Genomic DNA, 25,644 nt, shown 5'->3' with positions numbered 1-25,644 from the left:
CTTAATTTCCCAATTCCAATTGATTCTTAACCAGATTGTAGTATTCCTTTTTTGTATCTACCAATTGTCTGTGATTTCCATGCTCCACAATATGACCGTTTTTAAGAACAATGATCTGGTCTGCATTTTTAACGGTAGACAGGCGGTGAGCAATAATAACTACCGTTTTTCCCATAAAGAATGATTGAAGGTTGTTGTGAATAATTCTTTCATTATCAGCATCCAGAGCTGATGTAGCTTCATCAAAAAAGATATAATGCGGATTTTTGTATACAGCTCTTGCAATTAAAATACGTTGTTTCTGTCCCCCGGATATTCCATTACCGGCAGCACCAATCTTTGTACGCAGACCTAAGGGAAGTTCATCTATAAAGCTTTTGATATTCGCTACATTAATAGCATGCTGCATTCGGTTATCATCAATGACTTCATCTCCGGTAGCAATATTACGTTCGATGGTGTCAGAAAAAATGAATCCGTCCTGCATTACGGTTCCGCTGTTTTCCCTTATGCTTTTAGGGGATAGGTCGTGTACGTTTTGATCATTGTAATATATTTTTCCAGCTGTAGGATCATAGAATTTTAAAAGAAGTTTCATCAGTGTTGTTTTGCCACTGCCACTTGCACCTACGATAGCCGTTATTTTACCCTGAGGAATAAAGAGATCAATATCTTTTAGTACAAATGGTGATTTGGGGCCTTCATACTGAAAGGATGCCTTATCAAAACGAATTCCGTATGGAGTTCCGTTTTCTGTAAAAACAGAATGATGAATACGCAAGTCCTGTAGTCCAATCTGCTCTTCCTGAGGATGGTTCTGAACTTCATTAAGCCTGGTAAGACTCAGTTTAGCTTCCTGTAAAGAGCGGAAAAAATTGACTAACTGATTAACAGGACTATTCATCTGTCCTATAATGTAAGAGATACTTAATAAGGTTCCCAAAGACATCGAATCAATCACCACAAAATAGGCTGCAAGAAACGTAACAAGAATATTTTTAGACTGGTTAAGGATTTCAAAACCAGACAGTTGAATTTGATTGATTTTCAGAATTCTCAAATTCGTTTTAAAGAGTTTCTGTTGTATATTTTCCCATTCTTTTCTTTTCAGTTCTTCATAATTATTTAATTTCATTTCAGAAACACCATTGATGATTTCATAAATGGTTTCTTGATTTTCTCCACGCTGATGAAATTTAAAATAATCTATAATCTCTCTCTTTTTCAGCCAGAAAAGTGACCACACTACAGAGATAGAGGTTAAAACAATATATACGAGCATAATTCTGTAATCGTAGTAACATAAGACTCCGAAGAAGACAGAAAATGTGATTAAAGAAAATAAGGTCAGAATACTTTGGGATGTTAAGAACTGTTCTATTCTCTCATGATCCTGAATACGCTGACTAAAGTCCCCTAAGAGACGGGTGTCAAAAAATTTTATTGGAAGACGTAAAAGCCTTTTGAGAAAATCTGATATAATTTGGATGCTGATTTTGGTTCCAATCTTCAGCGTAATCCAGTTTCTGATAATTTCGAATATGATGTTTCCTGAAAAAAAAGCTAATTGGGCCAACAGGATGATTCCAATCAGATTGATATTCTTTTTATTGACTCCATTATCTATAAGCTTTTGAGTAAGAATAGGGAAAATAAGTGTTGTTGAAGCTCCCAGTATCAGTAAAAAGAATAGTAAAACCAGTTGCTTTTTATAAGGCATGAGGTAAGAAACCAATTCTTTATAGGAAATAGGGTCCTGGGTATTCTGATTGGTGTTTTTATAAAACTTCTCCTCCGGTTCCAGAAGTAATGCGATGCCGGATTCTGCATCATCTACCCAACTTTTTTTAAATTTATCTTCATTAAAAGAGATGAACCCATGACCGGGATCAACAATTTTGTACCTTTTTTTCTTACTGAATATCCTTTTTTTTATCCCTTGTAAAACAACAAAATGATTTTGATTCCAATGGATGATACAAGGGAGTGGAAGGGCTTCCAAATCTTCAACCTGTAACTGAACGCCCATGGTTTCAAATCCTATTTCTGTAGCCGCTTCCTGCAAACCAAGCAACGAAACTCCTTCACGGGTAAGATAAGATCTGTCCCGTATATATTGCAGGCTTATATCTCGCCCGTAATGAGAGGCAATCATGGAAAGACAAGCCGGTCCGCAATCCATCTGATCATGTTGAGGAATGAATTTCATAATCTTAGATTCCAGTTAATAATAATTCGTGAGGAAAAGGGAGCTTTTTCTGGCTGCCTTGCATCAAGGTAATTCCAATTCCGGCGATTCCCCAAAAGAAAGAATACTTTGCTGAGGGGTGAATTTGCTGATCGTCTTCATAATCAAATTGAAAACCTGCCAGTGTTTCTTTATCAGAATTCCAGTAAGAAATGATCTGGTCATACCAATACTGGGATGATTCGCCATAGATTTTTTCGGAAGTTCTGTTATAAAGATCAGCAAACATATAATAAAGACCGGAACAGCCATAAAGAATACTTGAATCCTGGGTATGACTGTGTTTTAGTTTTCGTTGTGAGCTTTCATGCAACATTTGTACAACCTCATCTTCAAATTCCTGCAGTTGGAATCTTTTTACAGCATTATATAATGCATAGAGTATCCCAAGATCTCCATAACACATCGATAGCTGAGTTTCATTTACTTCAGCGTTAGGGTATCTATAGGGGAAAAAACCATTGATTTGATTTCTTTTTTGTTTCATTAAAAAATAAACAGCCTTATAGACGATTTCTTTGAATCTCTGTTCCTCTGCTTCCAGAATTCCATGTTCGTAAATCTTAGTCAGGAAATTGAGAATCATCGCTGACCCATGGGAAAGTCCCAGATAAACTTGATTATTATAGCTTGGCGAAGTCCAATACACTTCTTTCTGATTAAGAATAACCGCATTCTTAATGATAGAAGCTGCAATTTCATTTAAAACCTGTTGGGCATAAGGATCTTTATCATGAATATACCGGTTAAGAAAATAATAACCACTGGCAAGGCTTCCACTGAAATAATCATAATCTTTCCTGGCCAGATCCTGCTTTACCGTTTCGTGCAGCGTATCATTGAGGTATTCATAATATTCGGAAAAATCATAGTCAAGATCAAAATGATTTTGAATAAACATCAGCCCTTTGCCAAAACTTGCCAGCGTTTGAGCAACGGAGTCTCCTTTGTATTTTGGAATATATTCATCATCATTAGATATTTTAGAAATAAGTTGAATAGATTCCTCAATCATCAGTTCTCCTTTATCCAGAAATTCTTTATTATCAAAATGTTTGTAACCGTAATAATACAATAATGCAGCTCCCATTTTTCCATATTCTATCGAAGCATCTGAAAAAATGGAGATGTTTTGATCAATCTGCGTTATAATGTTATTGATAATATTTTGAATTTCAAGCTTCTGCATTTTGCTTTCTGTGTTTTATCGAATTGTAGGTTTTAAACATGAAAAAGTAAATAACGAATTCATGCATTCTTGCTTTTGTTAAAAAAATACGGTTCATATTCATATGAACATAGTCCTGCAATAAGGTAATGTAGGAAGATCCTGATTTTGTATTTTTTATCAGAGAGGTTAGTTCTCTAATATTCTCTGACCTTGTTATAAATGGTTGAATGAAATCTTCTATTTCACTGTAATCATGCTGACGGAGAACAGCCTCCAGGTAATCTCTGTTATCTCTGTATTTTTTATCGATTGATTTTTTAAATTTTTGTACATATTCCGGATTGGAATGATCCACATGCTCAGGAAGAAAGGTTTGGTAGAGCTGTTCAAATAGGTGAATCCTATCATCCAATGAAACCTGGAAATCATTCATCAGCTGATTGAGTGAAAAAACACCTGTTTTCCATCTGATCTCTTCGTTAAGATCTTCAATTTTAAGAAAGTTCATTACCGCTAAGCTGTCATAATAAAAGAATTTCTCTGAAAGCTCTATATTTTCAGCACCATATCTTTCGATTTCTTGTTTGTAGGTGTCAATTTCAAAAGAGCTGATCATGTCATTTTCCAAAAGCACAGAAAGTCTATTATTCAGATACTGAAGGCTTTCTTCGTTGATCTTTCTCTTGATACGGAAACGCACATGATATTCAGGATCTTGAAATCTTAGAAAAAACCAAGGGTGTTCAGAGTCATCCTGCTCAAAATGTTCTACATAGTCTGCAAGAACTTCTGTGATGATGGTATCTGCATATTTATGACTGGTGTAGATCTTATAGAAACTCCACTCATCACCCGGTATATATTTTCTTTTCTTCGTTTCAGTGTGATGGGAAAAATGATTGGCAGGTGAAGTTTTTTCTTCTTTTACTGTAAAAGGGAAGATAAATTCAGAAGCAAATGCCTTTCCATTTTCGTCAGGTAATTGTAAAGGTTCAAAATACTCATACAAGAAGATGTCCTCCTTTGTAATATTTCTGGCTAAAATGTGGAGACAGGTTTCGTTAGTAGTGTCCAAAACCAGGACATTATCTCTCTCTTTGATGGTACAGAACTGAGGAATACATTTGTTGATGACAAGCTTTTTCAATTTCTCAGCGGTCATCTCTTTGTCCATATCAATTCGCCAGCAGGCTTCAGACAGGATAAATTCTTTGTATTCTACTCGTGGAAGGAAACTGTTTTTTTCAAGGAATCCCCAATTCCAAAGAAATCCTAAATCAATCCCACTGAATTGATAATCGCCTAAAAATTTGATAACCGGCAGCTGGTTTTCGCCATAGTTATAGGCATTAGTATATTTAGGTTTTATTTCCTTGTTTAGTCTTTTTGATCTTAGTTTTAATCTTCCGTTTTCAAAACGGATATAAATATCATTGATCAATATAACGGAGTCATCATTATTTTTACTCTCCGAAGCATAAGGAAGTTCATAGGTATGAAAGTTGGGACGTTGTAAAACATTACCCAGCCTATCTTCTCTATGGTGAAGGAGTTCTACATAAATGCGGTCTTCGGAATCTTTTTCCGAAATTGTTTTTAAGTTCTCTGCCAATTCCGGATCATGATAGGCAAATCTTGATAATATAATATTAGCCAATGGAGTAGGAATAGGAGAGACGGTAAGGAATTTAAAATTTCCACTATCAACATCCTGCTGAGATTTGCATATAAATGAACCAAAAATATGGTTGTTATAGCCAAAATTCAGAGGGGGATCCTGTTTTTTGCCTACTTCTTTTACATCCTGTTCTGTTAAGGTGATAGGAGTGAAGTTTTCAGGGGAAAAACAGTGAATATATTTATCAAGAACCAATCTGACAATAGGGGGTACGCTTTCATGGTTCTCAGGACTTTCAAAAGTAAAATAAAGCTCATCCAGTAATGGGGTCTCTTCAAGATTGCCACTGATGTGATAATCATATCCTACACCAAAGTCCGGATCAAGAGCTTTAACCAATGGAACCTCCATTGATTCGAACTTCCTGATAAACCTTTTGGTGAAGTTTGTTAACCTGTGATGAGGTTTACTTTTAACCAACGGAATTAGTTCTTCAGTTCTTTTGGATAATAAAGAAATTACCTTTTGGTTTATGGACTGTTCTGTTAGAGGGATAATAGAATCAATTTGAACAATTTGCCTGTTTTCTTCAATAATATCAGCAAATTCCTCAGCCTTGTTTTCAATTTCTTCTACGATACGGTCTGATGTAAAGATATCGTATGTTTTGTTCTGTATTTTTGCAATGGATTGCAATGAATCCGTTTTATACCCATACTGTGAAAGATATTTTTGGAGTTCTGATAATGGATCTTCCAGACTTGTCATATAAGGTGGAAGTTTATCCACTAATATTTTACTTTCTATCAGGGAGTTGATGTACTCTATAATTTCTTGGTCATCAATACCTGATATCTGTTGTGAAATAAGATTTTTTATTTCTAAAATCGTAGTTCCGTTTTGAGCCTGATCAATAATAGAACTCAATATAGGATTGATGGGAACTTCAGCTATTTCATAATCATACCGTTTACTCCAGCTGATGTATCTCCAGTTATCCCCACTGGTATAAAGGGTGTTATTTAAAAAGTAAGGGATTTTTTCGTTATCCTCTGCAATGATAAGATCTTTTAATTTTCTGAGAAAAAGGACATCGGTTCGTACTTTTAAAGTATAATCATTACTTTTTAATAGAATATTTGTTTCTCCTTGGTGTGTTTTTCCTGAATTAAAACCTGCAAATAGCCCATAAGGTGTACATCGGGTACACATTCTGGAATAATATTTGTATAAACTTTGAAGAATACGGTCTGAAGGATCAAATGCTGTTTCCTTGTCATTCAGCCAGTCCAGAGCGGTATAATAAAAAGTTCTACTAGCAAGATATACGGCATTAAGGAAGATTGTTTCCCCAAAATATCTTTTAACCGCATGAATATCTTTTGCCATCATGGCATCATTCAGGTGCTGCATGTTGGCAAATGAAAGGGTCGAAATTCTGACCACAAAAAAATTTGTAGGAATAAGGAAGTTTGGTTTCAAATTTTTATATTATAAATGAGACTTCTTACGATAAAAGATAAGATCAAGATGCTATAAATTGCCAATAAATATGTTGGATTTTTAGCTTAGAAAATAGAAGAAACCCTCCCAATTTCTTCAATTGGGAAGGTTTCAGGAATTTATAAGTTAGTTGTTGCTCCAGTTGTTGATGTAGTGGTGCAATTGTTAGTCACTGAAGTAGTAGTACAATCACCCTCTCTTACTGGTGCAATTACTTTGTTACCTCCTTTTACAGTGCTTAGTTGTCTTTCGTTTAGTTTAGCAATTGTTTTTTTGTTTAATTGCAGTTGGCTGAATTTGTTGTTCATGATATTAAAATTTTATAATTTTTAGTCTCTACTCTTTTAAAGGATTTTCGAGTTTCTCCTGCACGCGCGTGTGTATTTTTGCTTTAGTTAGCTCTTGATTTTTCTTCGAATCTTATATTTTTTCCGGCCCCTTTTACTTTTCTATTTCCAAAAGAATAATTGACACTCAGGTTAAGTCTTCTTTGGTCAAAATAGTTGTAAAACTCATTGCGATAACCGGCATTGTAAGAATATCCCTCACTTGTTAATGTTCTGAACACATCACTTACTACGGCACTGACATTAAGTCTTTTATCCAGAAATGATGCTTTAATTCCCGGAGAGAAGTTCATCTGAGTTTTGATCTTTATATTAGAATATACATAAGGCAGATCATGCCAGAAATTCACTAATAAGGACCAGGTCTTTGCTTTATTAAGGCTTATTGTATTATATATGGTATATGAAAATGAAGACAATTTAATTTTTTCAGCTTCAGGGATGATCGGTCTTGTGGACGCATAAGTCCCGGTTGCGCTTAGTGATGTTTCCCATATATTAAAGAAAGTATCATTATACGTTAATTGTAATCCTACTTTATTTTCATTATATGCATTTTCAAAAACGTTGGTATAAATACCATCTACAAGGCGGGCTATATTGGATAATCCGTTTTTATTATACTGAGTATATAGCGTTGCACTGAACTTACTTTTAAGCGTATAGGTTAGCTCAACATTATCATTATATGAAGGAGACAGGGTAGGGGTCCCGGTAAAATACATATAAGGATTGGTATACCATCTGAAAGGGTTAAGCGTTTGAAAACTTGGCCTTTCTATTCTTTTGGAATAGCTCAGGGAAAATACATGATCATCACTTGGTTTATATCGTACATAAGCGGTAGGGAATAATCTTCCATATTTACCTTCTGTTACATACCCTTGTACTCCCGGGTTGGTCCCGTTAAATTGAGTATACTCATACCTTAAACCTGCTTTTGCAGACCATTTTTCACTGAAATCTTTCTGATAGCTTACATAAGCTGCATAATTATGTTCTTTATAATGAAAACGATTACTATTCGCTGGATTTATAATATAATCCGGACCTATAAGATTGTAATATTCAACATTGGATTTATTATCAAATGATGTATATTTTACCCCTGTTTCAATATTTCCCCATTGGTAAGGAAGGGTAAGATCTGCCTGTCCCGAATAAATGCTATAATCCATAGCGCTGCTATTCCGAATGGTAGTTTCCTGTGCTGAAAAATTATTTAATGTATTAAAATCATTTACTTTATCAGGTGCATTGCTGAGGTAATTGGCTGTTATGCTCAATTTTTTTCCTAGCGTATCTAATTTAAGATCATAGTACGCATTTAAAGTATGGGTAGGTGTTTTCCAAACTTGCTTTTGTACTGTGCTTAAAGTAGAGTCAATAATCCCTAGTTGTTCATACCTACTGGCTCCATCGGCATTCATGGTGCTGCGCTGCCTGTTAAAATCGTAAATGATTCCTACATTTTGTTTCGCATTAATCTTATAATCTAAGCTATAATTAAAGCCCAATATTTTTACTTCATCTTTTCTTACTTCATTAGTATAGATCCCATTGTCTGAACCTATAAGACTTCTTGTACCTTTAGGTCTTGTTGAGTTATTATACTGGCGAAGCTTCAGAGATGTACTGATTTTTTTTGACTGATAATTTAATGTCAACCCTGACCCAAACCCATAATAACTGGTTTTCTGATAAGAAGCACTGGCATTTCCGCTCCAGCCCAGATTCGGATTTTTTTTCAAGATGATATTGATCATTCCGCTATTGCCCTGAGCTTCATATTTTGAAGGCGGAGTGGTAATGACTTCAATTTTAGAGATATCATCTGATCTCAGAGATTGTAGATACCCTGCTAACTCATTCTGTGAAAGATTAATCAACCGGTCATTGATCATCACTACTACATTTCCTTTTCCTACGATAGAAATACTTTCATTCTGAAGTCTGATGAGCGGTGTATTTCGTAAAGCATCTAGTCCTGTCATCCCTTGAGAAGCAATAGAATTTTCTACGTTATACACTAAACGATCCACTTTTCGTTCAATAAGTTTTTTTGACGATTTGATATTGACCGCCTCAATTTTTATAGATTGATCTTCTGCAATTTGCATCTGACCTAAATCTATATTGGATTGGAGACTAATTTTCTTTTCAAAATATTTTTTACCTTGATATTCAGTAATAAGAATATAATCACCTTTTTCGCTTTTAAGAGAAAAGTTTCCAGAAGCATCAGTTACTCCATTTATCACTAATGTTTTATCAGTGTTTTGCAACTTGATTTGAACAAATTGAAGCGACTGCTTATGAGAGTCTGTAATTTTACCTGTAACAGAGAATTCCTGAGCAAATACAACTCCACTACTTAAAAGTGTAAATACAGTTAAAGGAGTAGTAAATTTACTTAGTATCATGTTATTAGGTCAGTTTTATATGGTTATTATTCCCTTCCAAAGGAAATAAAATTTTATTAACTGACCAAATCTTAAAGTAAATAAAAAAAATATTTTTAATTTTTCTGGAAAATATTTTATTGTAAATTTTTGATTTTCAATATATTATGGCTGGCATAATTTTTTTAAAAAATTTGCTTTTTATTGAATTTGTATTAAAAAAAACGTAATTATTTCTCTATTTTGGGATATTATGTTAAATGAATGGGTTCTAATTTTGTAAATTATTTCTTAATTGAGGTTATTGTATGAAAAATTGATGAAAAAGAACCTGTGGTTTTTAGATAGTTTGTAAATCAATTTTAGGGATAAAAAGAAGATCTATTGATCAAAGCTTAAAATATCGTGTGGTGAATCTATTAAAAATGATAGAGGCTCTCTTTGTAGATATGAGAAAATCTGTTGTTAGAAATTATTCATATTTTTTAATAAAGCTTAACTCCTATTAAACCTTTATTTTTCTTAATAGGTTATAATCCTTCTGTTTTTAGGCGTAAAGAATTTTAAGTTTTGGTTGCTCTATTTTTAAAGTAGCAAAGACTGGAATCCATTTCATTGATTCTTTGCAAGCGGATGTATAATTTAGCCACGAATGCACCAATTTTTTATTCATTCGTGCATCCGTGGCCAAAAAAATCTTTTAATATTCCGTGATATTTCTAAAATACAGGAGAATATCTATCTGCATTTGTAGATCAATAATTTATTTATGTTCAGTCTTTAACTTATTAATCAATGGATTGGCATACATGGCCAGGAAATATTCTTTAGAAACAGGATCAGATGGGTCAATTCGCATTTCCAGTCTTCGGATAAACAATTGTTTTTCCTGTTCTGTATACTGTGAAGCATAGGTATCCGTATTGTTTTTCAGATCGTAGGCGATATATTTAGTGGGCCAAAGTTTATAATTTTGAATGATGGAATCATCAATCAATTGCGCAATGGCCTGCAATTGTTTGTTTTTATTCTCAATGGTAGCTGCAATGCCATCCAGTTCTGTATCAATAACATCACCGGCATGCAGATGAATTCGTTTTTTTTGACCTAAAATTCCGCTGAGTATGGTGTTGAAGTCTTCATTTTTCCCTTTAATGTATTCTTCCTCTCTGTGTTGTGCCAACAGTTGAGGCATTTTTAAGGAATCTGTAGGATCGTATTCATAGGAAATAGAGATAGGAACAATTTTTAATGTTTTAAAATATTCTATCAATGATTGATCCCCGGCTGCCATGGCCAGCATTTTTAAAACCCCTTGCTGAGTAGCATCATTCCCATCTTTTGCACGACCTTCACGCTGCGCAATCCAAACAGAACGGTTTTCCTGAAGCAGTTGTTCTTTAATATATTCAGACATCACCTGTGAACTGGTAAGCTGGTCACGAAGTGACAACCCTCTTTGAACTAAAAAGTTGCGGTTCAGTTTAGCCAATACATTCAAAAAGTTTCTTTTCACCAGATTATCCCCAATGGCTGAAGCCGTCATAATGTGGCCGCTTTCCAACAAAACAAGGTTAAGCAGGGAAGTATCCAATACAATATCCCTGTGATTCGAAATGTAAAGATAAGAGGTATTTTTATCAAGTTTATCGAAACCTGAAGTAGTTAATCCTTCAGAGCTTTTGGCAAGAATCTGACGAACAGCATACGCTACAAACTGATGCTGAAAATCACTTATAGAATGAACATCTTTAAACTGTTCCAGCCAAACCTGCTCATCCTCACCGGGAAAAGTAAAGTTCATCAGGGCTTTCATCATCGGATCACGGGCTATGCTTTGTAATCTTTCATTCACTTCCTGATCATGAAAATACCGGATTTCATCAAACTTCGACATGTTATGGTAAAAATTAAAACTTTTTGCAAAAGAACGAAAATTTATCTGGGGATAGGGTATAAAGGTTGTTAAAGTATTATGAATGGCGTAGGAATTGGGGAAATCACCACTATTTACTGGAAACCATAATATAATCGTAATTTTTATTGATATTTTAGGTGCTTTTATATTTTTAGATCATTTTTTCTTATATAATAACCACTAAATTTAAAATATCAAATATATGATTAACGAGGCTTTTAATTTATTATTCAAAATTGTTGACAAATTTTTTGAACCTAAATCCAGTTTAAAAAAAACGGAAGAATTGGAAAAATTATTTACCATTATCAGAGAAAACCATCTGGAAAATCAAAAAGAAATTGCTGAAGAGAAACTTTTTGAATTACAGACTGGTATAAAAACTAACCTCGCCTTTGCTCAAAAACTGAAGGCTTTTAAAGAATACGTAGGGGGAAAATATGACTGGAGTGTCTATCGGAAAATCTTTTTGTATTTACAGGAAAATGAACAGGGGAAAATTATCGTAAACATTACGAAATATCAGGAATATACTGCAAATGCACTAATGTATTTTACTCTTTTTATTTTTGGCGGTGGGTTTATAACCATTCTATTGATAGAATCATTTATTCCAAAGAATATCTATCATATTATTATTTTCCTATATATCGTGGTTTCTCTATTTTTCTTATTTCTTATTTATCTTATAAGCAATGATTACCTGGCTATGCAAGTAAAAAAACAAGTAAAAAAAATTGAAGCGAATAGGGAAAGTCAGAATGACCAAATATAAAACAGAAAGTAGTCTCCATCTAGATTCAAATAAAACCAGCTGAAAAAATCTCTTTCAGCTGGTTTTTATGTTAAAATACAAATCAGAACATTTGATTATTCTGTGGTCTGATCGGTTGTCACATATTCTGCTTCCAGTTCCTTTGAAAATGAGCTGTCATCGGCTAAGTGGTTTCTAATTTCTTCTATAAACAAACCTATTTCTTGAGGACTTATTATGGATGAATAATCAAACTCAAATTTCTTTATCCATATTTTGCCAGCATCTTCATGAATGTCAGTATCTTCATAGGGCAAATGGGAATTAAGGTCCTTTTTAAGGCCTATATAAAGCATTTTCTCACTATCAAAATAAAAACTTATGTTATAGTTTTTAGTGTGCTTATTGATTTCAAGGTTTTCACCCCAAAAATAGGCAGAATCGCCGCATCGGTGATTATTGAGGGTATTAATTCCAAAAGTCTGGATCAATTCTTCAATAAGTTCATTACGGTAATTATCGATCATTACTTTACTGTACCAAGCACTTGGTCTGATAGCGAAGAAGTGGGCCCATAACCATTTGATTTTATTTACTCCATCTTTCTGCATCCATATGTGAAATGCATTATCCTGATAAAGATGAGAGTGGGCGATTCTAAGCCTTTCATCTGCAGTATCAATACGGGACTGCCCTTTGATAGCTTTAAGAATATGATACTGTATAGAATCTTCGTCAAGCAGGAGTAATTGTCTTATGGCACCTATAACCTCATTATTTCTGCGGAGATAAGTTTTCCAGTTCAGTACTGTGCTGGAAAAATTGAATGCTTGTAGCTTTTCCCAATCTGTAAAGGATGCTAGAATGTAGCGCATAATACTATAACTTTCATTTCCAATGACTTCATTGGGTCTTGTTTCTGAAAATAAATATTTAAATTTCTCAAATTTATCATGAAGTATTTCAGGAGAATTTGTTTCGCTCAAAAGTACAGAAATATTGCCCTGGAGCATTCCAAAGCTTTCAGTATTAAATATAGCTTCTTTCCAGCTTTCTTTATCTTCTGACAGAAGCAATGCTTTCTGTTTTTCTTCTTTAAGCTGAATGCTGTGAATATTTTTATGATCATCTAACCGTACATCCAATGTACCGCTGGTGAGGTTTATAAGTATATCAGAAGATGATCCAGCAATTGTTCGGATAAACTGCATTGCTGTTTTATTGGCACCTATACTTCTTATATCAGGATCTGCGATGAGATTCCATACTATTCTGATCCAATCTTTAAACCGTGAAAGGTCGAAGGTATTATTGTTTTCTGCATAAGCGTTTACGGCATCAAACAGCATCCTGTCTTCCATCGTAAACCTGTTATCCTCATCTCCCTTGAAAATATCCCATTTATAATTAGGATCCCATAGAGGCCGTACATGATCAAATATTTCGAAACCATAATGTGAATAAAAATCCAGAAGTTTTTCCAGCTTTAATACAAATTCTTTTGAAATCAATGGTTTGTAAAAATCAAAACTGGCAAAGTACAGTTCTTTTTCTCTTGAGAGAAGTGATGTATATGTTTCATCAGTCAGAAGATCTCCTGCTGTACCTTTATAATTTACAATATATTCATTAATCAGAATACGATGGATGAATCTGAAAAAATATGGGTCTACAGTTTTTTTAGAGATTCGGTTGGTTTTTGCCTGTTTCCAGAAAAAGCGGGACCATTGGTTATCAAATTTTAGGGCAATGCTGTGAAAGTGGGGAAGTATGAGACTGCCGTTTTCTACCTCTTTGTCAAAATGGCTACAGTTCTTGATCCAACCTATGAGATCAGCTTTCAGATTCTCAAAGGAAGATAGTAATTTTCCTCTTGCATTCAGCTTTATATATAAATCATCCGTAAGTTTAAACTGATCCATAGGAAGAACGTAGAATACAATTTTATCGAGGTTGAGATAAAGAGCACCTTTTTCCTGAAGTTTGTTATAGAAAGTATGAATCGTTTCAAGGGTGTTGAGTACCGCATCAATGGTAGGATCCAGACGGTATTGGTCACTGAACCAATAGGCATTTTTTATGTCTTCTTTTGGATTGCCCTTCATACAAAATCCTGAGAGCTTTTCAAAGAATCTTCTTGATGTATCTCTGGTTTCATAGGAAAACTTTGTAAAAATTTCTTCATAATCTAAGCTCGGGTCACATTCTTTTTTAATAATATACCAATGTAGAAGAAACAGAGTGGTAAGCCTTTGCTGGCCATCCAGGGGAAGAAACACTGTTCCGCTATTCCGGTCTACAGACCCGTATATAAAATCTAATTTCAGTTCTTCTCCAGACTCAAGATGCTGAAACAGTTTGGCAATAAAACCTTCTCTCAGATCCGTATTGGACTCTCTGCCCTGGGCATAGTCTCTCTGTATCAAAGGGATCTTTAATGATGAAAGAATATTTCCGCTTTCGTCACTATGGTTCTTTTGAGAATCATAACTGATCGTTTCATAGCAGTAATCCTCCTCGTTTTCTATTACGGAAGTAATAGGAGCTGTTAAGAAGTCTTTTAAATTATACGTTCTCATCTTGCATAAATTTATTTAAACAGTTTTCCAGTTCTTTTGTGTATTCATTTACATCTGAGGCAGTCCATCTGGAATATTTCTGTGGGTATTTGGAATAGTATTTCAGGAATATATTTTTAGAAGTAACGGGAATATAGGTTCCTGCCTGATCTTCCTCAATGATTCGTCTTCTTTTTGTTTTGTAAAAAGAATTACCATAGCTTCTGTTGATGGTGCTGTTTAAAGCAGTAAGATTACCAATACAATTTTTATCAATCAACTGATCTGCTTCTCCTTCCATTTTTTTGTCTAGCTCTTCCAACACATTTTTCAAAATTATGTCTAGTTCTGGCATAGTAGACGTGATATTTTTTTCAACCCATTCTTGTGAAAATTTGGCTTCCACAAAAGATTCAGGATGTAGTTCCTGTATTTTGGTATGTAGTTCAGTTTCATAATCGAGATAAAGATCTTTCAGGTATTCTACTCTTTCTTTATCATTCATTTCTGAAATTTCTTTTTCTGTCTTAGAGTCTATATGCTCTATATCATAGTCGTTATCTTTGTTTAGCTTGAAAGGTAACCGATAAGTTTCTTCTCCATTTCCTGAAAGAGAAATTTTTATACAGGTCTCTACATTGAAAAGGAAAAAAAGATTTCTTAGTTTTTGAAGATTCTTCTGTTCATAGGTTAATGCAATTTTCTTACTTTTAAACCAGGTAGACGAAGCATTTTTAATTTTTTTAATTAGATAATCTGTCAGGTCACTCTTGGCTGCGAAGCTATTTTCGTCATCTTCCCCTAAAAAAGTTATGATGTCAAATACTACATCATTTGTTTCTTTTGGTCCTTCATAGTTCTGTAGGTAACCTATGTAGTGATAGTGTTCAGGATGGTTATACCATTGCTCTATCTGTTCAAAGATCATTACTATTTCATCCCATATTGGCTGCAGATTATTTTCAGCTTTGCTGATCTTTTCATGGAAAAATCTGAATACAGCACTCTTGTCAGTACCGAATTTTTTATCAAATTCAATATGGTGATTTTTGTTTTCCAGTTTCTCTTTTCTGAACAGAAGATCAAACAAATATTCTATTCTGGAAGTATAATTCTTCTTTGGGTTCAGGAATCCCCACAGATAAGGATCCTGCAGTTGATTTTCTATCATCTGCCATTCTTTGGCTATAGAAAATATTAGCGATGGGCTTACATCAGTATTATTTTTAAGCAGAAGCGCTTTGATGAGTTCTGCATTTGATAAAGGAATTTTACCTACATTAAATCTTCTGAATACTTCTATACTGTTTTCTTTTTCTCCCACTTCATACCAGATAACCCGTACATTATTGATCTTATAGGAGGTCAGTAACTTTAAAAAAGGAATATGCAGATGAGTTTTCTCTTCAAACCATTTTACAATAGTATCATACACTATCTTCATATGATAGAAGTCTATATCATCTTCAAGCTCCTTTTGTTTTTCATCATCCAGCATATAGTTGTTGAAAGAGGCCAGTATTTTTTTGCTTTCGGGCCTTACCTCATAAGCAATGGTGGGAAGCTTAAGCCTAACCTCACCGGATAATGCGTGGAGTAGATAATGCAGCACAATAACAATAGTGGTGATCCTCTGCTGCCCGTCTATGACTTCATAAACAGGTTCTTGGGAAAAATCTACTTTCATTTTTTCAGATGATGGCATCTTTCGTACTACAACAGGCTGAAGGCAATAGAATTCATCCTCGTGCTTATTTTCTTGTTCTATAAAGGCTTTGAAATCATTAAGCAGGTCATTTACCTGATCTTGATCCCACCGATAACCTCTTTGGTAAGATCTGATAAAAAACTGTTTCTGCAGAAGGCTGGCAATGGGTTCCAGCTTTACACCTGTATTCATTTTAAAAAAATTGAATGTTGTTTATTGGTTAGAGGAGTGTGATTTTTTGTCATTGTGCTCCTGTATTTTGTATGTATCAGTGATTATACGGTTTACTGGTTTAGCAGTAGGTATATGCCAAATCATCGTCCAACCTATTTGAATTTGTATCATGACTAAGTTTTTCATCAATGATAGTGAAAATTTCCAGTTCTATTCTTACGGGAATCCATAAATTTCAGGGAAATCTGTCATAAACATTGAATAAAAGTAGCTCCAGATCCTTCCAAAGCCCCACCAGTTACTCCGCTAGGTCCCTGTAGTGACTTCCAAACTGTCTCCACGTCTTTCATGAAGTGGCAACCCCCCTGACCTAAGGGGGTATCGCGGGTTGCATAACTGGCTATCGGAGCTTGTGAAAGGACTATAGGCTGCTGTTTAAGAGTCTGGAGTTACTTGTACAAATCCTTAGAGGGACTTATGGATGGGTTAAAGAGGGGGAATGAAAAAAGCACGTGAAAACGTGCTTTGTAATGTAACTGTTATTTTAATATTATCCTTGCAGATTATCGTTATTAGTGGCTGGTGGAGGAGGAGTTTGGGATTGTTGTGGTGTTATAAAAAACTGTTTCATATCCCCATAGACAACATTGGTTCCCGGAACATTTTCTTCAGATAAAAAATCTAAGATTTCTGTAAAAACTGATTGCATTGTGGTAGTTGTCATGATCTAATAATACTTTGGTATCAGATAACTGCTCTGTGAGGGAATCTAATAGCTGTAACCGTTGTTCTATCTGTTCTCTGGCGATATAATCCCTGTCGAATTCTGCTTTGTCCAAAAATCCCGGAACATTTTGTGCGTACTGTTCCATATAGCTTTTGGCTTTATTTACAAAAAGCCTATTCTGCTCTGCAATTCTCCTGTACTGTTGTCTCTGGTCTGGGGTTCATCTGAAATAAGCCATATTTATAAATTTAACTATTAAATAAATTTAAAAACCTTCTACCAAGTCCAAACCTGTTATTAGAAGTTTCGATCTCATTATTACTTTCATCTTCTTGTTTCATATGATAAATTTTAAGATAATTTAGAAATTCCTTTTTAATTTGTTTGTTAATATCTCTCATATTTTTATATGAAGATACATTTACTACCTCTAATAGATAGTTTTTTAATTGCTCTCCTATTTCAATTTGAAATTCTGAATGTACTTTTTTACTTATATTTTCAGCTCTAAATTCTACATATTTTTTCTTACTTTCGTTACTCAATAATGTAAAAATACATTTATAGTCAAAGCGAGATCGTAACTCAGGTGAAATTCTATTTTTGAAATCTTCTTTTGAAATATTTGAAGTAAAAACAATAATAAAACCATTTAAATCTATTTCTTCACCCATAGAACTTGTCATCTTACCGCTTTCCAAAACTTCTAAAAAATAATTAAAAAGAGCAGAATTTGATTTTTCAAATTCATCGATTAATAGAAGTCCAATATCAGTTTCTCTAACTTTCATAAATATTTCTCCATCTTCACTGCCAATATATCCTCTTGCAGAACCAATTAGTGAACTTAATGAAAACTCATTACTGTAATTCCCGAAATTAATTTTTGCAAATTTCTTTTCTCCATTTAAGCAATTGAAAATATTTCTGGCAACTTCTGTTTTACCCACACCAGATTCACCCATTAAAAAGAATGATAAAATCTTATGTTCACCTAGTTTATTAAAAATTCTAAATGTTCTTATTTGTTCCTCGAAATCATCTTTAAATTTTGCATGACCATATAATTTTGATCTAAAATTTTCAAAAAAATCAAATAATTCTGAATCAGTTAAGTTAGTTATTTTTCTATGTCTTTTTGAAATTATAGAATTCTCCTCGACAGGCGTTAAATTTCTTTCTTTTCTAATAAATGAATCTTTATCAACATTTTCAAAGCTGTCAAATACAAAACGTAGTTCATATTCAAGAGCTTCTCGTTTAGAAATGTCACATATAAAAATTGGCATTTCGTGAAAACGACCAATTACCTCTTCAAATATTGTCTGTGTTTTGCTATATTCAGTCATTGCAGAAATATCGATTATTTCTGTTTGTGTATCAATTTCATCTATTAAAGAAAAATTATGCAAAAATTTTGTAATACTAATTATTGTAAAGCCTTCTAATTCCTTTGATTCTTTAAAATCATAATAATCATCTTTTTCGTAAAATAATAAAGTCATTGCTAATATATTATTATTTAATATTTACATTTTGAATAATTGCCAATAAATCAATATAATAATATTCTTTCCCATCTCCTGAACTTGTAAAACTGAAAGTTTGATTTTCTTCATTCGTTGTATAATGACTTTCTTCGATCTCATAATCATCAGTATTAGTAGCAACCGTTGTTGTCTGAAAAGTATTTTGAAGTTGTCCTAATTCTTGAAAATATTGGAAAGAATTTTTTAAATCATCAATTTTTATTTTTCCCTTATATAATCCAATTATAGAAACTTTTCCTACAAATAAATCGTCAACACTGTAAGAACTTTCAAATTCACTCTCAAATGTTAATGGAATTTTTATTAATATATTTTCATCGTTTTTTATTGCACCTTTAATTTTATATGCATAGTCCTTAAACATTGAATTAAAAAGATTATTCATGTCCAATCCATTTGTCCCTGGAACGACTAAATCTTTCATCGCTCCACTATTCATAAATTTTACCATCCTTAGTTCAGCTTCATTTTCCAACGTTAGTTTTACATCATCAATTTTTATTAATTGTCCTTCAGAAACATTACCAAAACCATTAAATTTGTTACAGTTTTTAACAACTTCATCTAGAATTACAGATTTTGTTGTTTTTATTTCGAAAGTTTCTAAAACTTTTTTAGAACCAGAACCTTTTATATTTCCACCAGCTTCAGCTTCGCCAAGTTTAAAAATATCAAGAATATTAAACCCTAATTTTGTTTTTAGATAAGCCTCTCCTTCAATACTTTTATCTTTTTCAACTGTCTGTCCAGCAAGAAGTATATTATTAAGCATCATTTTTATTTCATAAACTTTAGGAAAGTTTATATAGTAGATATTAAAAATCATTTTGTATATATTATATAATAATTTATTAAAGTGTTAATAGCACGTTTTAATTTGTAATTTATGAACAATGTTTAAATTAGGAAACTTATATTTTAATTATTAGTGAACCACATTAACTAATGCATGCAGTCAAAAACGTTTGTATATACAAAGTTTATTAAATTCAATTGTGTTTTTCTCAATTCCACCTGAAATACACCTAAAATTATTTACTCTAAAAAGAAATTATTTTCATAATATTATTTTGTTTCAAATATATCTCAGGCTATTTACTATGCCTTACGGGATTCCATAATTACAGTGTCTAATTATGAATTAGTAAATTATAAGAGTGGTGTATAATCTTTTTCAAAAATAAAAACCTTTTAAATAAAGGTTTTATAAATTATTAAAAATAAGTACTATTTTAACACCCTCACAAAAATCCCCAAGACATTAAAATCAACCGTTTCCTCGTCCCTGAGAACAATAGATTCAAACCTAGAATCATTTGATCTGGGTAACAGGATTATTTCTTCATGATGCCAACCTTCTTCATCTGTTACTTTTTTGCTTGAGTATTCTTTAATAGTATAATTACTTCCAAATTCTATATCAGTAATATTTCTGCCTTCAACCAAAGTAATCAAACCATTACGTGAACCTCCACTATACTTTTTAAAGATACAAATACTGCCATTAGGTATAATTTTATTCATCGATTCACCTACTATAGTACAAGCAAAATAATCATTGTTATTATCTATTCCATCCACTTCAATGAAGTTTACGTTTTCTAATTCCTGCAATTCAGAAAAAGATCCTGCTGCAATATTGAGATCATAAAAAGGGATAGTAGTTTCAGTTGGATGATCTAGAAACTTTATTGAATTTTTATTAGATATAGTATTAAAAGACTGTATAAATTGTTTCAGAAACGTTCTTAGATTATCATTACAAACATAAATATAAGTTCCTTCTATACCCCTCAATAATATTGTTTTGTAGATATTGATAATAAAGTCCAATAACTCAGCATCATCTTTAATGGAGTTTTTCCCATTTTTATCTTTATATTTTTGCTTGTCTATAGTTAGTTTTCCGAGTTCAAAATCATAATCCAATTCCGGCCCTATAATAATTCCAGTATAGTTTAGATCATACCCTTGAGTAGTGTGAATGCACCCAACTTCATTGATAGAGTTTGAAGAATTGACCCAATCTACAGAAACACTGTTCCATTTTAATTTGTTGTCTCCAATAATAATATCGTAGGAGTCAGGATTTTTATTAGAAACCCACTCCCAAGCATATCCTGCAACTATTCTTGACAAACGGTGAATTTCATTTTTCTTTTTTATGCGGTCAAGCATGTCTCCCAAATCATCAAAAAGATAAAATTCATAATCATCAGTCTTATATTTTCCCACAGGAAGCTTTGACGGTTCATCAAAGAGTTTATGAATCAGTTTTATATAATTGTTCCCACCACGAACACGAAGTTGGGTCTTTAATTTTTCAACCCGAGTATAAGATTCTAACTCTAGCTTTTTAAAATTTTCTTTAAGAGTGTCTGAAGGTTTTATAGATTGATATTCATCATAAAAGATGATAGATTTTTTACTTTGCATGAGAACCCAATCTAACTCTGAGGAAGCGAATTTATCCAAGCCTAACTTTTCACAATTAACATCAAATGTGCCATAATAAGACCCTAAATTTACTCTCCTTCTTAAGCGGTGTCCTTCATCAACAATGATAAGATCATATTTATTTTTAGCTAATTCTGATGGTCCAATGACCATTTTAGTCGACAAACCATTCACGTTTTTAAATACATTAGAAATTGTTTTTCTAAATGAAGCCATTGGAATGACCAATGCCATATTTAAATCAGAAAATTTGTCTTTAACCTTTTCTAATAAATAAAAAAGTTCTTTATCTTCCTCATCAAAATCTGCATAATTAAAGTCCTCTAAATCTGTTTTCAGTAATTTGAATAAAAAAATAGCTAAAATAGATTTTCCCGTTCCAGCCCCTCCGTGAATGAGACTTACTTTAGCTCCTTCATCCAACAAACAGCTTAAAATCATTTTTAAGCCTTTAATTTGCTCTTTTGAAAGCGATTTATAAGGAGAGTATTTGAAAAGATCAGAATTATTAATATGATTTAATGAGTGTCGCGCAATACCTAACTGTATAAGTTCATCCCAAATATCTTTGAATAGTTCCCAGTATATTTTCTTTTCGTGATATTGATGATTGGAAATACCAAGATTACCATTTTGTAAATTGTATTGTCCATCAGCTGAAATGTATTTTATAAGATTGGATTCCAAATCTAACGTAGCAGATTTATGGAATAGATCACTTAAAATGAAATTTACTGATGAAAGTTGTTTCTTTTCTTCAGATTTTAAATGTGTATTAATTCGAGTTACTACATCTGTAGTTTCTCCTACATAGGCAGATTTAGTCTTTTTATTTTTCAAAAAATAAACTATCGGCCAAGAGAGATAGTCTTTGTGATTGTTAATTATTTTAGTTTCTATGAGGTTGTTAAAGCTATACTCCTCTGTAATTATAAAATTCTTCATTTAGTACTACAATTCATCATACTTATTTGATTTTCCTTTTGCCTTTTCTACAGGATATTTTTCATTATTTCTCTGTAGTTTTTTTAAAATAATAGCATTAATGTCTATATTATTTTTGTGGGCAAGAAGTAAACCATACATGAATACATCAGCTAATTCTTCTTCTAATTTATCCTTATTAAAATCTTCGTTTTTTTTCCATAAAAATACTTCCAAAAGCTCGGATGCTTCAATAGATAAAGCTAATGCCAAATCTTTTGAATTATGAAACTGTTCCCAATCTCGTTCATCGCGAAATTTTATAAGTTTTTCTATTGTACTTTTGTCTATCATAGTACGATTTAATAAAGTTGAAATTTAATTCAACCTTAAAAATAGTGAAATTTTAGTATAATAATCTTGAAAATGTAGCTTTTATTCAGTAATTTTTTACATATAGATATTCGTCCCAGACTTTAAATACAAAAGAAGTTTAACAAATAATATATTGAGAAACCTTAATGCTTTTTAACTATACTACTGTTACTTTCCTACACATCCACCTCCTCAATCTCCACACCGGTAAATAAACAAACACGACAGACAAAATCCCAGCCAGTGTTCCCACCACAACAGCCATCGCCGTAGCATCCAGCTTATAATCCTTTGAGAAATTATACTGCCCTAAGAAAAGCATTGTTAGCACCAAAGAACACGTAATCACACCATGCAGGATACTCAGCTTGGTCATTAGTTTTTTAATATTTAACTGTTCATCTACGGTAAACTCAATGGCGCCTTGTCCGGCGGCATCAGTTACTCTTTTGATGATATCTATGGTGAGGACAACGGGGAGAAATAGGGCCATAGGAAGAGTAAGGCGGGCTAGGTTTTGTTCGCCTGAAAAAAAATGGGTGTAGCCTAATTCTTTGAAGCTGGCATAGGCGATGATGAAATTGAAAAATACATTCGGAAGGACATAGTAAATCGTCCGCTTAATGAGAAAGCGTTTAAGGGTTGTTTTTTTGAGCTTTTTAGGTGGCTTCGGCTTAAATTTCAATTTCATGAGGTGGTCATAAGCGCTATGGCTTTCTCTTTTATTTTAGCGGCTTCCGCTTTGGGAAGGAAGTCTTCGTTGGACAAAAATATAAAATCCATCTGACGATTGTAAGTACTCGTTGTCAAAGTATTTGAGTTCAGCCATGGGAAGGCAACCGTAGGACTGAAGATGGTATCTACTTTGAAGTTTTTATACTCACTTGGGATGTTGATTCTTCCCATATTGGATAAAGTCACATCATGGCCGCCATTGCTGGATTTCAGCATGGAGATCATGCGGTCTACAATAGGGTGCATCTGTTCACCCATCCACAGCAGTTCGCGGGCTTCCATTTTACCAATTTTCTGGATAAGGTCTTCTTTGATGTGTCGGGCATTATTCAACAGGTCTGAACTTCCTTTTTTTAGAGCAAGATCAACTGTTGGAGCAAAGGCAAATAAATGATCTTCTTTGATCTCCGGAATAAAATGACGAACATCTACGGGACTGATCACCTTACCTTTGGCTTCTTTCCCTTTTACTTCCTGAAAGGCCTGCATAAACGCAGCACACAATAAAGCATGGACGGAAACTCCGTTGGCTTTGCATCGCTCCGTAATTTGAGAAGTGGTTTCCGCATCCAGTTTTTGATGAAGAACATAATTGTTTCCCAGGTTTTTCTTTTTACTTTTTGGTTGTAAAAGGAAGAAGAATTTAGCAAACATCAGATAAAGATTTGCCTTGAACTTCTTAGTTTTTACATTAAAGTTGGAAGGTAAAAATTCATCTACGGAGGTGAACGCTTCATAAGGTTCTAACTCCAGATCTGGATTATCCAACAGCTGAAGAAGTTCCTGCATTAAGGTAACGCCGGTAGTTCCGTCTGAAATACAATGCGGGATTGCCCAAAAGACTTCAGAAAAATCCTGTCCTCTTACCCATACTACACGGGCTAGTGGTGTTTTTTCTTCCTCAAATAAGATTTTCCATTCTTTTTGAGACTCTGTGAGCCAATCCTGGTCTGTTGTTCTTTCTACGATGCGGAGTGGGATAGGAGCAATCTCTTTTTCTTCTATAAAAAAGGGATATTTCTCACTTTTAGAGTCGATAACCACTCTTAGCAACGCATGTTTTTGCTGGATTTTTTCCAGAGCAGTTTTAAAATTCTGCTCCGGAAGTTCTCCTTTTATTTTGGCTGCAAATATACAGTTTACGGGGGTTTCCGGATCTACATACATGATCCTTTCCACCATCATTAGTTTTCTTTTGATCATGATACAGCAATGTATTCCAGTTGTAATTTAATAATCTGCATAAATTCATCACGGATGGCGATGGCATCAATATAAGGTAAATAGCCTTCGCTTCCCACAAAGGAAAAATCCATTTTCCCGCGGTAGGTAGACACTACCAATGTCGTTGTATTTCCCAATGGGCCAATCACAGACGGACTGAAAATAGTATCTACTGAAAATTCTTTATACTCATGCGGAATCTGAATGCGTCCCAGATTGGAAAACATACAGTCATTAGATGATTTTCCGTTCTTTAAAAGCTTGGTGAAATTATTCAGTGCATCATGTCCGGACTCCATCACCATCATAGTAATATAAGGGTTGAGCTTAGAGGTTTTACGTTCTACAGAAGTCTGCATGGAACGTACATTTTCTAAGAAGCTCAGTTTTTCATTAGCCGAAACCACAATCATCAGCCCAAAAGCGAAGATATGGTCATTCTTGATCTGTGAAGCAAAACGTCTGATGTCTACCGGACAGGAAACTTTATTAAAAGCGCCCTCTTTTTTTACTTCTTTAAAGGCCTGCAATAAAGCCGCGCTTAAGAATGTATTCACCGTCACGCCATTGGATTTACAATAAGAAACCAGTTGCTGGCATACCGTTTCATCCAATTTCCAATGAAGCAGATAGTCGTCCTTGCGATCAATGGATTTTTTACCGGTAGGTATAATCTTAATGGCTGTAGCAGCGAGTCTTCCAATAAATTTTGCTTTAAGCTTTTGCTTACGGTTGTTTAAAATATTCGCCGGAACTACATCCTCAATACCTAAAATAGGGTTTTCTATTCCAATATCTGCATTGGGATTATCCAGTACTTTTAAAAATTCGTTGAGAAAAGCCATTGCAGAACCACCATCGCATAAACAATGGTGGAACGCAAAAAGCATGTCAGAAACGTTTTCCCCCTTAAGCCAGACAAACCGGATCAGGGGTAATTTTTTAGGGTCAAATAAGGTATTCCATTCTTTTCTGGATTCTTCCTGCCAGTGATCGTCGCTTTTTCGGGCAACAATACGTACCGGAATGGAAATTGGGTTTTCAGGAACATCAAACCAGGGAATGTTTTTCTCATCGTGAGCGATCAACGCTTTTAACCACGGATGCTTTTTCTGGATTTTAGCCAAAGCCTGCTGGATATCCTTTAATGCAAAGGTACCTCTGAGTCTGAAAGGGATCACCGCATTGAACGGTTCTGTTCCGTCTCCCAGTAACATTCGTTCGCCAAATAACAATCTTCTTTTCATAGGC

The 25,644-nt window shown here is 33.7% G+C and carries 17 protein-coding genes; 1 reads left to right on the top strand and 16 read right to left on the bottom strand.

Translation table 11 applies throughout. The features are described 5' to 3' along the window. Nucleotide 1: 1 nt before the first annotated feature. The 6 genes from EL260_RS18575 to EL260_RS18550 form a co-directional block, all read right to left on the bottom strand. On the bottom strand, nucleotides 2-2,209 hold the full coding sequence (locus EL260_RS18575; RefSeq protein WP_123856930.1) for a peptidase domain-containing ABC transporter: 2,208 nt from the start codon (nucleotides 2,207-2,209) through the stop codon (nucleotides 2-4). Between the two features lie 4 nt (nucleotides 2,210-2,213). Continuing rightward, nucleotides 2,214-3,437, bottom strand: coding sequence for a lanthionine synthetase LanC family protein (locus tag EL260_RS18570; RefSeq protein ID WP_123856928.1), 1,224 nt, complete (start codon nucleotides 3,435-3,437; stop codon nucleotides 2,214-2,216). Then, nucleotides 3,424-6,519: a lantibiotic dehydratase gene (locus EL260_RS18565; RefSeq protein WP_123856926.1), complete on the bottom strand. Its 3,096-nt coding sequence runs from the start codon at nucleotides 6,517-6,519 to the stop codon at nucleotides 3,424-3,426. Before EL260_RS18565 ends, EL260_RS18570 begins: the two co-directional genes overlap by 14 nt. Nucleotides 6,520-6,659: 140 nt before the next feature. Then, nucleotides 6,660-6,848, bottom strand: coding sequence for a class I lanthipeptide (locus EL260_RS18560; protein WP_123856924.1), 189 nt, complete (start codon nucleotides 6,846-6,848; stop codon nucleotides 6,660-6,662). Nucleotides 6,849-6,931: 83 nt separating this feature from the next. Continuing rightward, the gene (locus EL260_RS18555; protein WP_123856922.1) at nucleotides 6,932-9,310 is read right to left on the bottom strand and encodes an outer membrane beta-barrel family protein; all 2,379 of its coding nucleotides are present in this window, start codon (nucleotides 9,308-9,310) and stop codon (nucleotides 6,932-6,934) included. A gap of 742 nt (nucleotides 9,311-10,052) precedes the next feature. Continuing rightward, nucleotides 10,053-11,186 (bottom strand): 1-acyl-sn-glycerol-3-phosphate acyltransferase, encoded by a 1,134-nt coding sequence (locus tag EL260_RS18550; protein ID WP_123856921.1) that lies wholly within the window; start codon nucleotides 11,184-11,186, stop codon nucleotides 10,053-10,055. Nucleotides 11,187-11,409: 223 nt separating this feature from the next. On the opposite strand from EL260_RS18550, the gene EL260_RS18545 reads away from it, so the two are divergent. Further along, a complete protein-coding gene (locus EL260_RS18545) occupies nucleotides 11,410-11,982 on the top strand; it encodes a hypothetical protein (protein ID WP_148669309.1) in 573 nt (190 codons plus the stop codon). Between the two features lie 95 nt (nucleotides 11,983-12,077). On the opposite strand, the gene EL260_RS18540 is transcribed toward EL260_RS18545, so the two are convergent. The 10 genes from EL260_RS18540 to EL260_RS18495 all read right to left on the bottom strand — a co-directional run bounded on the left by EL260_RS18540 (nucleotide 12,078) and on the right by EL260_RS18495 (nucleotide 25,640). After that, entirely contained in the window at nucleotides 12,078-14,540 is a 2,463-nt protein-coding gene (locus EL260_RS18540; RefSeq protein ID WP_123856918.1) for a DUF262 domain-containing protein, read from the bottom strand. Further along, nucleotides 14,527-16,419: a DUF262 domain-containing protein gene (locus EL260_RS18535; RefSeq protein WP_123856916.1), complete on the bottom strand. Its 1,893-nt coding sequence runs from the start codon at nucleotides 16,417-16,419 to the stop codon at nucleotides 14,527-14,529. Before EL260_RS18535 ends, EL260_RS18540 begins: the two co-directional genes overlap by 14 nt. A gap of 650 nt (nucleotides 16,420-17,069) precedes the next feature. Further along, the gene (locus EL260_RS25805; RefSeq protein ID WP_185145920.1) at nucleotides 17,070-17,273 is read right to left on the bottom strand and encodes a hypothetical protein; all 204 of its coding nucleotides are present in this window, start codon (nucleotides 17,271-17,273) and stop codon (nucleotides 17,070-17,072) included. 103 nt (nucleotides 17,274-17,376) lie between these two features. Beyond that, a complete protein-coding gene (locus EL260_RS18525) occupies nucleotides 17,377-18,633 on the bottom strand; it encodes an AAA family ATPase (protein ID WP_123856914.1) in 1,257 nt (418 codons plus the stop codon). A gap of 13 nt (nucleotides 18,634-18,646) precedes the next feature. Continuing rightward, nucleotides 18,647-19,504, bottom strand: a complete 858-nt coding sequence (locus tag EL260_RS18520) for a hypothetical protein (RefSeq protein ID WP_228445534.1) — start codon at nucleotides 19,502-19,504, stop codon at nucleotides 18,647-18,649. A 401-nt stretch (nucleotides 19,505-19,905) separates the two neighbouring features. Beyond that, complete coding sequence (locus EL260_RS18515; protein ID WP_123856913.1) at nucleotides 19,906-22,080, bottom strand: DUF2075 domain-containing protein; 2,175 nt, start codon at nucleotides 22,078-22,080, stop codon at nucleotides 19,906-19,908. A gap of 6 nt (nucleotides 22,081-22,086) precedes the next feature. Further along, nucleotides 22,087-22,413, bottom strand: a complete 327-nt coding sequence (locus tag EL260_RS18510; protein ID WP_123856911.1) for a nucleotide pyrophosphohydrolase — start codon at nucleotides 22,411-22,413, stop codon at nucleotides 22,087-22,089. Nucleotides 22,414-22,591: 178 nt separating this feature from the next. Beyond that, nucleotides 22,592-22,927, bottom strand: a complete 336-nt coding sequence (locus EL260_RS26065; RefSeq protein ID WP_228445532.1) for a hypothetical protein — start codon at nucleotides 22,925-22,927, stop codon at nucleotides 22,592-22,594. Nucleotides 22,928-23,121: 194 nt separating this feature from the next. Beyond that, nucleotides 23,122-24,372 (bottom strand): condensation domain-containing protein, encoded by a 1,251-nt coding sequence (locus EL260_RS18500; protein WP_123856908.1) that lies wholly within the window; start codon nucleotides 24,370-24,372, stop codon nucleotides 23,122-23,124. Next, nucleotides 24,369-25,640, bottom strand: coding sequence for a condensation domain-containing protein (locus EL260_RS18495; protein ID WP_123856906.1), 1,272 nt, complete (start codon nucleotides 25,638-25,640; stop codon nucleotides 24,369-24,371). The genes EL260_RS18500 and EL260_RS18495 overlap by 4 nt, the downstream gene beginning before the upstream one ends. Nucleotides 25,641-25,644 lie beyond the last annotated feature (4 nt).

Origin of the sequence: Chryseobacterium nakagawai, assembly GCF_900637665.1 — a bacterium.
In the GTDB taxonomy this organism is placed as follows: domain Bacteria; phylum Bacteroidota; class Bacteroidia; order Flavobacteriales; family Weeksellaceae; genus Chryseobacterium; species Chryseobacterium nakagawai.
This window is presented reverse-complemented; position numbering and strand designations above follow the sequence as displayed.

Bases quoted from the DNA above. Each gene is read 5' to 3' on its own strand.
- EL260_RS18575 (WP_123856930.1), bottom strand. From the start codon at position 2,209: ATGAAATTCATTCCTCAACATGATCAGATGGATTGCGGACCGGCTTGT.
- EL260_RS18570 (WP_123856928.1), bottom strand. From the start codon at position 3,437: ATGCAGAAGCTTGAAATTCAAAATATTATCAATAACATTATAACGCAG.
- EL260_RS18560 (WP_123856924.1), bottom strand. From the start codon at position 6,848: ATGAACAACAAATTCAGCCAACTGCAATTAAACAAAAAAACAATTGCT.
- EL260_RS18555 (WP_123856922.1), bottom strand. From the start codon at position 9,310: ATGATACTAAGTAAATTTACTACTCCTTTAACTGTATTTACACTTTTA.
- EL260_RS18550 (WP_123856921.1), bottom strand. From the start codon at position 11,186: ATGTCGAAGTTTGATGAAATCCGGTATTTTCATGATCAGGAAGTGAAT.
- EL260_RS18545 (WP_148669309.1), top strand. From the start codon at position 11,410: ATGATTAACGAGGCTTTTAATTTATTATTCAAAATTGTTGACAAATTT.
- EL260_RS18540 (WP_123856918.1), bottom strand. From the start codon at position 14,540: ATGAGAACGTATAATTTAAAAGACTTCTTAACAGCTCCTATTACTTCC.
- EL260_RS18535 (WP_123856916.1), bottom strand. From the start codon at position 16,419: ATGAATACAGGTGTAAAGCTGGAACCCATTGCCAGCCTTCTGCAGAAA.
- EL260_RS25805 (WP_185145920.1), bottom strand. From the start codon at position 17,273: ATGGAACAGTACGCACAAAATGTTCCGGGATTTTTGGACAAAGCAGAA.
- EL260_RS18525 (WP_123856914.1), bottom strand. From the start codon at position 18,633: ATGACTTTATTATTTTACGAAAAAGATGATTATTATGATTTTAAAGAA.
- EL260_RS18520 (WP_228445534.1), bottom strand. From the start codon at position 19,504: ATGATTTTTAATATCTACTATATAAACTTTCCTAAAGTTTATGAAATA.
- EL260_RS18515 (WP_123856913.1), bottom strand. From the start codon at position 22,080: ATGAAGAATTTTATAATTACAGAGGAGTATAGCTTTAACAACCTCATA.
- EL260_RS18510 (WP_123856911.1), bottom strand. From the start codon at position 22,413: ATGATAGACAAAAGTACAATAGAAAAACTTATAAAATTTCGCGATGAA.
- EL260_RS26065 (WP_228445532.1), bottom strand. From the start codon at position 22,927: ATGGCCCTATTTCTCCCCGTTGTCCTCACCATAGATATCATCAAAAGA.
- EL260_RS18500 (WP_123856908.1), bottom strand. From the start codon at position 24,372: ATGATCAAAAGAAAACTAATGATGGTGGAAAGGATCATGTATGTAGAT.
- EL260_RS18495 (WP_123856906.1), bottom strand. From the start codon at position 25,640: ATGAAAAGAAGATTGTTATTTGGCGAACGAATGTTACTGGGAGACGGA.